Source organism: Kitasatospora sp. NPDC057223 (genome assembly GCF_042669755.1).
GTDB lineage: Bacteria > Actinomycetota > Actinomycetes > Streptomycetales > Streptomycetaceae > Kitasatospora.
In genome coordinates this window covers 1-7,688 of the sequence record NZ_JBHUWW010000224.1, presented here as the reverse complement: position 1 = coordinate 7,688, position 7,688 = coordinate 1, and the positions used below count along the sequence as shown (strand labels likewise).

General features: G+C 72.7%; 9 protein-coding genes. 4 read left to right on the top strand and 5 right to left on the bottom strand.

Going from position 1 to position 7,688, the window contains the following annotated elements; all coding sequences use genetic code 11:
* Window positions 1-1,089: alkaline phosphatase family protein (locus tag ACFUK0_RS38750; RefSeq protein WP_380258533.1), on the top strand; the 1,089-nt coding region annotated here is incomplete at its 5' end.
* A gap of 286 nt (window positions 1,090-1,375) precedes the next feature.
* Window positions 1,376-1,837, top strand: coding sequence for a VOC family protein (locus ACFUK0_RS38745; protein ID WP_380258531.1), 462 nt, complete (start codon window positions 1,376-1,378; stop codon window positions 1,835-1,837).
* Window positions 1,838-1,887: 50 nt separating this feature from the next.
* Here ACFUK0_RS38745 and ACFUK0_RS38740 read toward each other — a convergent pair whose 3' ends face one another.
* From ACFUK0_RS38740 to ACFUK0_RS38725, 4 genes are all read right to left on the bottom strand, one after another.
* A complete protein-coding gene (locus ACFUK0_RS38740) occupies window positions 1,888-2,748 on the bottom strand; it encodes an ABC transporter permease (protein WP_380258529.1) in 861 nt (286 codons plus the stop codon).
* A complete protein-coding gene (locus tag ACFUK0_RS38735) occupies window positions 2,708-3,571 on the bottom strand; it encodes an ABC transporter ATP-binding protein (RefSeq protein ID WP_380258527.1) in 864 nt (287 codons plus the stop codon). The genes ACFUK0_RS38740 and ACFUK0_RS38735 overlap by 41 nt, the downstream gene beginning before the upstream one ends.
* Window positions 3,568-4,023 carry a MarR family winged helix-turn-helix transcriptional regulator gene (locus ACFUK0_RS38730; RefSeq protein ID WP_380258525.1) on the bottom strand — a complete coding sequence of 152 codons (456 nt, stop codon included), beginning with the start codon at window positions 4,021-4,023 and terminating at the stop codon, window positions 3,568-3,570. Before ACFUK0_RS38730 ends, ACFUK0_RS38735 begins: the two co-directional genes overlap by 4 nt.
* A 238-nt stretch (window positions 4,024-4,261) precedes the next feature.
* Window positions 4,262-4,855 (bottom strand): TetR family transcriptional regulator, encoded by a 594-nt coding sequence (locus tag ACFUK0_RS38725; RefSeq protein ID WP_380258523.1) that lies wholly within the window; start codon window positions 4,853-4,855, stop codon window positions 4,262-4,264.
* A gap of 98 nt (window positions 4,856-4,953) precedes the next feature.
* Here ACFUK0_RS38725 and ACFUK0_RS38720 point away from each other — a divergent pair, with 98 nt between their 5' ends.
* Window positions 4,954-5,931: an aldo/keto reductase gene (locus ACFUK0_RS38720; RefSeq protein WP_380258521.1), complete on the top strand. Its 978-nt coding sequence runs from the start codon at window positions 4,954-4,956 to the stop codon at window positions 5,929-5,931.
* 80 nt (window positions 5,932-6,011) lie between these two features.
* Here the strand turns inward: ACFUK0_RS38720 and ACFUK0_RS38715 are convergent, their stop codons facing one another.
* Window positions 6,012-6,506, bottom strand: coding sequence for a carboxymuconolactone decarboxylase family protein (locus ACFUK0_RS38715; RefSeq protein ID WP_380258519.1), 495 nt, complete (start codon window positions 6,504-6,506; stop codon window positions 6,012-6,014).
* 175 nt (window positions 6,507-6,681) lie between these two features.
* Between ACFUK0_RS38715 and ACFUK0_RS38710 the strand changes: the two genes are divergently transcribed.
* Window positions 6,682-7,620: an RNA polymerase sigma-70 factor gene (locus ACFUK0_RS38710; RefSeq protein WP_380258517.1), complete on the top strand. Its 939-nt coding sequence runs from the start codon at window positions 6,682-6,684 to the stop codon at window positions 7,618-7,620.
* The last annotated feature ends 68 nt before the right edge of the window (window positions 7,621-7,688 follow it).

The window sequence follows — 7,688 nt, the reverse complement described above, 5'->3', positions numbered from 1 at the left end:
GCCCCCTACCTCTTCTCCGAACACCCCAACGCCGGCCCCGCCTACGGCGCCCACTGGGTCAACACCGCCCTCCAGTCCCTCATGTCCAACCCCGAGACCTGGAAGCACACCGTCTTCCTCGTCATGTACGACGAGAACGACGGCTACTTCGACCACATGATCCCGCCCACCCCCGAACCCGGCACCCCCGAGGAGTTCACCCAGGGCCGGGCCATCGGCCTCGGCAACCGCGTCCCCCTCTGGGTCGCCTCCCCCTGGACGCGCGGCGGTTACGTCAACTCCCAGGTCTTCGACCACACTTCGGTGCTCCGCTTCCTGGAGGTCGTCACCGGCGTCGCCGAGCCCAACATCTCCGCCTGGCGCCGCCAGGTCTGCGGCGACCTCACCAGCTGCTTCGACTTCACCACCCCCGACTACTCCATACCCCAACTCCCCGACACCACCGCCCTCATGGCCAAGGCCGACGCCGCCACGAAACTCCCCGCCGTAGCGCTCCCCGCCACCGGCACGCAGTCCATGCCCGTCCCCGAACCGGGCACCCGTCCTCGCCGCCGGCTGCCCTACCGGCCGTGGGCGGACGCCACCGTCGACCGGTCGACCGGCCTGGTGACCTGCACGATGACCAACGGCGGCACGGTCGCGTTCCCGTACACCGTCTACCCGAACATCGTCCTCGCGTTCGCGGGCACGCCGTTCACCGTCGCCCCGGGAGCCACCCGCAGCTACCTCTGGGACGCCGCCGGCACCGACGGGCGCTACGACTTCACCGTGCACGGCCCGGACGGCTTCGTCCGCCGCTTCGCCGGCACCGTCGTCCGCGACGGGCAGGACGACGTGGCGGTGCCCTCGGTGACGGCCGCCCCCGGCGCGGGCGCGACCGTCGATCTCCGGCTGGCCAACGACGGGCAGACCGGGGTGCTCTTCACCCTCACCCCGAACGACTACGCCGGCAGCGCGCAGACCGCCTGGGTCGCGCCCGGCGGTCGGGTGACCGTCAACTGGCCGCTCGACCAGGGACGTTACGACGTCGTGCTGACCGCCTCCACCGGCACCCGCTTCACCCGCCGCTACGCGGGCACCCTGCACTGACGGGCCTGCTGGTGGGGCGGCCCCCGCCCCACCAGCAGCGGCAGCGGCAGCGGCAGCGGCAGCGGGCAAGGACTCACGGGGGCCGAGTACGGCGCCGGATTCGACTCCGGATTCGACTCCGGTCCTGTCCACGGCCGTGTGACGGAAGGTCCTGTCGGCCGGAGGTGACAGGGTGGCTCCGTGGAGGCGGAGGAGCCGACTGGAGCCGACTGGAGCCGAACCGGAACCGGCATACCGCGCGCGATCTCCGCCCCGACCCGGACCCCGCCACGAACGGAGCAGGCCGATGAGCCGTCACATCCAGATCACCTTCGACGCCCACGACCCCCGGGCGCTGTCGTCCTTCTGGCGCGACGCACTGGGCTACGTCCACCCCGGGCCGCCCGGCGTGGACGTTCCCGAGGGCGCCGACCCGCTGGCCGCGTGGGACGACTTCCTCGCCCGGATCGGCGTGCCGGAGGACCAGCGCAACACCCGCTCGGCCATCGAGGACCCGGACGGGCACGGCCCTCGGGTGTTCTTCCAGCAGGTGCCGGAGGACAAGGTCGCCAAGAACCGCGTCCACCTCGACGTCCGGGCGGCTCCCGGGCTCCAGGGCGGGGAGCGGATGGCGGCCCTGGAGGCCGAGTGCGACCGGCTGGTCTCGCTGGGGGCGACGCGGGTACGTCGCTTCGAGCCCACTCCCCCGCTGAGCGCCGGTCTCATCGTGATGACCGACCCCGAGGGCAACGAGTTCTGCCTGGACTGACGACGCCGGCCCGCCGGCCGGCGTGATGACGCCGACGGCGGGCCGCCCGCTCAGCGGGCGAGGCGCCCCATCAGCCCCGACGCCGCGGCGATGCCCGCGAGCGCCGCGAGGCAGAGCACGCCGAAGTCCAGCCACAGGTGGGACGGGGTGCCGAGGAGCAGGCCGCGCAGTGCGTCGACCTGGTAGCTGAGCGGGTTGACCCGGCTGACGGCCTGGAGCCAGCCGGGCATCAGGGCCACCGGGTAGAGCGCGTTGGAGGCGAAGAACAGCGGCATGGTGATGGCCTGGCCGATGCCCATCAGCCGGTCCCGGGTCAGCACGATGCCGGCGATGGACATCGAGAGGCAGGAGAAGAACGCCGACCCGAGCACCACCACGACGACCACGCCCAGCAGCCGCAGCGGGTTCCAGGTCATCCCGACGCCGAGCAGCGCGGCGATGACGATCACCACCACCGCCTGGATCACCGACTTCACGCCGGCCGCGAAGGCCTTGCCCGCCACCAGGGCGGAGTGCGGGGTCGGGGTGACCAGGAGTTTGGAGAGGACGCCCGAGTCCCGCTCCCAGATGATCATGATCCCGTAGAAGATCGCGATGAACATCGCGGACTGCGCGATGATCCCCGGGGCCAGGTAGTCCAGGTACGGGATGCCGTCGGTCGGGATCACCCGCAGCCGGGTGAAGGTCTCGCCGAAGATCAGCAGCCAGAGCGCGGGCTGGACGGCCCGGGTGTACAGCTCCGTCCGGTCGTGGCGCAGCTTCTGGAGTTCGACCACGCACATCGCACCGACCCGGGCGGGGAAGACCCGCCAGCCGGAGCGCATGCGCGGGGGCGTGCCGAGCAGGCCCGCGCCGGGCCCGCCCCCGGGTTCAGCCGACGCGGGACGCGGTACGACGGGTGTTGCGGACATCGCGGAACTCCCCTCCTGCCTGGTCGTCGGTGAGGCCGCTGCCGGCGAAGTGCCGGAAGACGTCCTCCAGGGTGGGCGCCGGGCCGCCCGGCTCGCCGGACTCCTCCCGCAGGCCGGCCAGTTCGGCCTTGAGCCGGTCGGGAGTGCCGAGTGCGCGGACCCGGCCCCGGTGCATCAGGGCGAGGCGGTCGCAGTACTGGTCCGCCTCGTCCATGTAGTGGGTGGTGACCAGGACGGTCATGCCGGTGGCCTCCCGGACCTCGGTCAGGCGGTCCCAGACGCTGGTGCGGGCGATCGGGTCCAGCCCGATGGTCGGCTCGTCAAGGATCAGCAGCCGGGGCGCACTGACCAGCGCCTGCGCCAGCTCCAACCGGCGGACCATACCGCCGGAGTACGTCCCCGCCATCCGGTCGGCGGCGTCGCCGAGCCCGACCGCGTCCAGGGCCTGCACGATCCTCGGCGCCCGCTCGCGGCGCGGCACGTCGTAGACCCGGGCGAACAGTTCGACGTTCTCGCGCCCGGTGAGGTTGGAGTCGGCGGAGAGCTGCTGCGGGACGTACCCGAGCAGCCGCCGGACCGCCATCCGCTCCCGAGCCACGTCGTGGCCGAAGACCCGGACCATTCCGGCCGGTACGGGCAGCAGCGTGGTGATCGCCCTGATCGCGGTGGTCTTGCCCGCGCCGTTCGGCCCGAGCAGGCCGAACACCTCGCCCGGCGCCACCGTGAGGTCCATCCCGTCGACGGCCCTCGCCCCGCCGAAGCTGTAGGCCAGGCCCGTACAGCTCACCGCGTCCGGGGTACCGATACCGGTGTGGTCGGTCATCGCGTCGCCTCCTCCTCGTGCAGGTTGGCGGCCAGCCTGCGCAGCGCCGGCAGGGCCGCCGCCAGGGCCGCACGGTCCTCGTCCGGCAGCCGGTCGAGCTGTTCGCGGAGCAGCGCGGCACGGCGCTCCTCCCAGGCCCGCAGCCGCGCGGCCGCCGCCGGGGTGACCCGCAGCAGCACCGCCCGCCCGTCGGCCGGATCGGGCACCCGGGTCAGCATGCCCAGCCCCACCAACTGCCGGACGAGCGTCGACACCGAGTTCCCCGCGAGCCGCAGCTCCTCGGCCGCCTCCGACACCCGCAACCCCGGCCGCGCACCGACCAGCCGCAGCAACTCGACCTGGGCCCCCCGCAGCCGCGGCTCCGGCACACCGAGGCGCAGCCGGCGCCGCACCAGCCGGTTGATGCCGACGAGCAGGCCCTCGAAGTCGGCGGGAAGCGCCGGATCGTCCATGGTCCCGATTTTAGCTCTCACTGAGAGCAAAAAACAGAGACCCGGACCAGCACGGACACGACGGGGCCCCGCCGCCCACAAGGACGGCGGGGCCCCGGGGCGACGGGTCGGACGGCGCCGAACCCCCCGCGCGCAGCGGCGTCGACGAACGCCTGCCAGGCGCCGGCGGGAAGGACCGGGACGGGCCCCTCGGGGTCCTTCGACCGGGGTCCGGCCAGTGCTTCGGCGCCAGGAGCAGTCAGCTTCGCGCGGATGCCGGGAACAGGCGCCCGACGGCGGCGACGATGGCTGCTCGGCGCGCTGCGAGGAAGGCGGCCCGCTCCTCGTGGTCCGGCGGCAGGAGGTCAGGCTGGGCGGCCCAGGCCATGGCGATCTGGTTGACGAGGACGAGGATGTCGACCGGGTCCCAGCCCGCGTCCAGCCGGCCCGCCTGCTGGGCTTCGCGCAGTTGCCCGATCTTGCGGGCGGCCGACTGCTGGATGGCGTCGTCGGGCCGGAGGTCGCCGGTGCCCAGTTCCAGCTGTCCCCAGCGCATGAGGCGCGAGTGCTCGGGGTGCTCGGTGAAGTAGTCGTGGATGCGGCCGGCGTACCCGGGCAGGTCGGCGGGGTCGATGCGGGTCGCCTCGGCCACCACGGCGAGCTCCTGGGCGGAGACGAAGCGGTACAGCTCCTCCTTGGAGGCGAAGTAGGCGTAGACGCGTTCCTTGCTGGTTCTGGCGGTCCTGGCGATGCGGTCCACGCGGGCGCCGGCGATCCCGTGCCGGGAGAACTCGGCCTTGGCCGCGGCCACGATGCGTTCGCGGGCCGAGTCCGCGCGGGTGGGGGGCGTCATACCGTCCACGCTACCCGCCCGAACCGTTTGGTTTGGCATCGGCCGGTGGCAGACGTAGGCTTCAAACCAAACAGTTTGGTTTGACACCGGGAGATCTCATGCAGCGCAGGACACTCGGCACCCAGGGCCTCGCCGTCTCCGCCATCGGCTACGGCGCGATGGGCCTGACCATGGCCTACGGCCCCGGCGACGAACAGGCCGGCATCGCCGCCATCCACCGGGCGCACGACCTGGGTGTCACCTTCTTCGACACCGCCGAGCTCTACGGCTGGGGCACCGGCAACAACGAGGCGCTGGTCGGCGCCGCGGTCAAGGGCTTCCGCGACGAGGTGGTCATCGCCACCAAGTTCGGCTTCGCCCGCACCGATCAGGGCTTCGGGCTGGACAGCCGTCCGGAGAACATCCGCAAGGTCGCCGAGAACAGCCTGCGCCACCTCGGGGTGGACCGGATCGACGTGTTCTACCAGCACCGCGTCGACCCGCAGGTGCCGATCGAGGACGTCGCGGGGGCCGTCAAGGAGCTGGTCGACGCGGGCAAGGTGCAGTACTTCGGCCTCAGCGAAGCCGGCCCGCGGACGATCCGCCGCGCCCACGCCGTCCAGCCGGTCTCCGTCCTGCAGACCGAGTACTCGCTGTTCGAACGGGACACCGAGCAGCTCTTCCCCACCCTCGACGAACTCGGCATCGGGTTCGTCGCCTACTCCCCGCTGGGACGCGGCTTCATCACCGGCACCGCGAAGCCCGCCGACCAGTACGACCCGACCGACATGCGCAACATCGACCCGCGCTGGCAGCCCGGCAACTTCGAGAAGAACGTCGAAGCCGTGCACCGCCTCGGCGCCCTGGCCGCCGGCAAGGGCATCACCGTCGCCCAGCTCGCGCTGGCCTGGCTGCTCGCCCAGGGCGAGAACATCGTCCCCATCCCGGGCACCCGCAGCGCCGCCCGCACCGAGGAGAACGTCGGAGCCGCCGACGTCACCCTCACCGACGCCGACCTCGCCGCCGTCCGCGAGATCCTCCCCACCGGCGGCTTCGGCGCCCGCTACGCCGAGGGCAACCTGCCCACCTGGATCTGACCGGCCCGGGACACCGGCAGGCCCCCGAGCCGCACCCGGGGCGGGGGCCCCGGGCCCGGTGGTGGCCGACGCGCCGGAGGTCAGCCGGCCGCTCCGGCGAGCCGGCCGGGCTCGTAGGCACCGCCGGGCTGCCGGACGATGACGCTCATCCGGTTGGTCGCGTTGACCAGGGCGATGAGCACCACCAGATCGCGCAACTGGTCCTCCTCGTAGTGCTCGGCGGCGTCCGTCCAGGCCGGATCGCCCACACCGCCCGCGGCGTGGGCGATCCGGGTTCCCTGCTCGGTGAGTTCCAACGCGGCGCGTTCGGCGTCGGTGAACACCGTGGACTCCCGCCAGGCCGCGACCAGGTGGAGGCGGGTGGCGCTCTCGCCGGCGGCTGCGGCGTTCTTGGTCCACACGTCGGTGGCGTAGGCGTCGCCGTTGATCTGGCTGGCCCGCAGCAGCACCAGCTGCCGGGTCGCGGCGGGCAGGGCGGATTCGGTGAGAATCGTCCGGCTGGCCGCGCCGAACCGGGTGAGGGCCTTGGCGGCGGTCGCGTCCGGGTTGCCGAACAGGTTCAGACGAGCGGTCATCGTGCGTGCTCCTCGCAGGTGGTCGTTGCTGCACATCGACCAGGAGATGCCGGCCGCCCGATCGGCGTGACAGCACCGATGTGTGACCCGTGTCACGGCCGGCGGGTGTCACGCAACCCGCGGGAGCGGCATCTCGTGTACGGGAATCAGGACCCCGTACGGATGGAGCCCGGCGATGAGCGAGCACAGTGGACCGACCTCGGACACCGACGAGCCGCAGGCGGAGCCCGGGGGTGCCCACCGAGCCACCGACTCGTTCGTCGCCCACCGGAACCTGCTGTTCACCGTCGCCTACGAGATGCTCGGCTCGGCCGCCGACGCCGAGGACGTGCTGCAGGAGACCTGGCTGCGATGGGTGAAGGTCGACTCCGACTCCGTGCGGGACCCGCGCGCGTACCTGGTGCGGGTCACCACCCGCCAGGCGCTGATGCGGCTGCGTTCGCTGCGCCGGAGCAAGGAGTCCTACGTCGGCCCCTGGCTTCCCGAGCCGCTGCTGACCGCGCCGGACGTCGCCGAGGACGTCGAACTGGCCGAGGGCGTCTCGATGGCGATGCTGCTGGTGATGGAGACCCTGACACCGACGGAGCGCGCGGTGTTCGTGCTGCGGGAGGTGTTCGGCCTGGACTACGACGAGATCGCCGGGGCCGTCGACAGGAACACGGTGACGGTCCGGCAGATCGCGCACCGGGCCCGCAACCACGTCGCCGCGCGGCGGCCGCGTGCCGCCGTGTCCCGGGCCCAGAACCGCGCGGCGCTGCTGGCCTTCCAGCGAGCGGTCGAAACCGGGGACCTACAGGGCCTCCTCGACCAACTGGCTCCGGACGTGGTGTTCCTGAGCGACGGCGGAGGGATCGTCCAGGCAGCGCTGGAGCCGATCGTGGGCGCCGACCGGGTCGCCGCTCTGCTGACGGCGGGACTGGGCAGGATCGCGGGGTCCGCGTCGGTGGCACCGGCCCAGATCAACGGCCGCCCGGCCCTGGTCATGCGGATCGGCGGGCAGGTCGAGGGCGTCCTGGCGGTGGGGACCGAGGGCAGCCTGATCACCGGGCTGTACTTCGTGCGCAACCCCGAGAAGCTGTCGCGCGTGGAGCGGGAGACCACGCTGCGCCGCTGACCCCGCACCGGTGCGGGAGAGCACCGGTCGGGCTCGGCCGGACCCGCGCGGGGCGGGCAGGCCGCCCC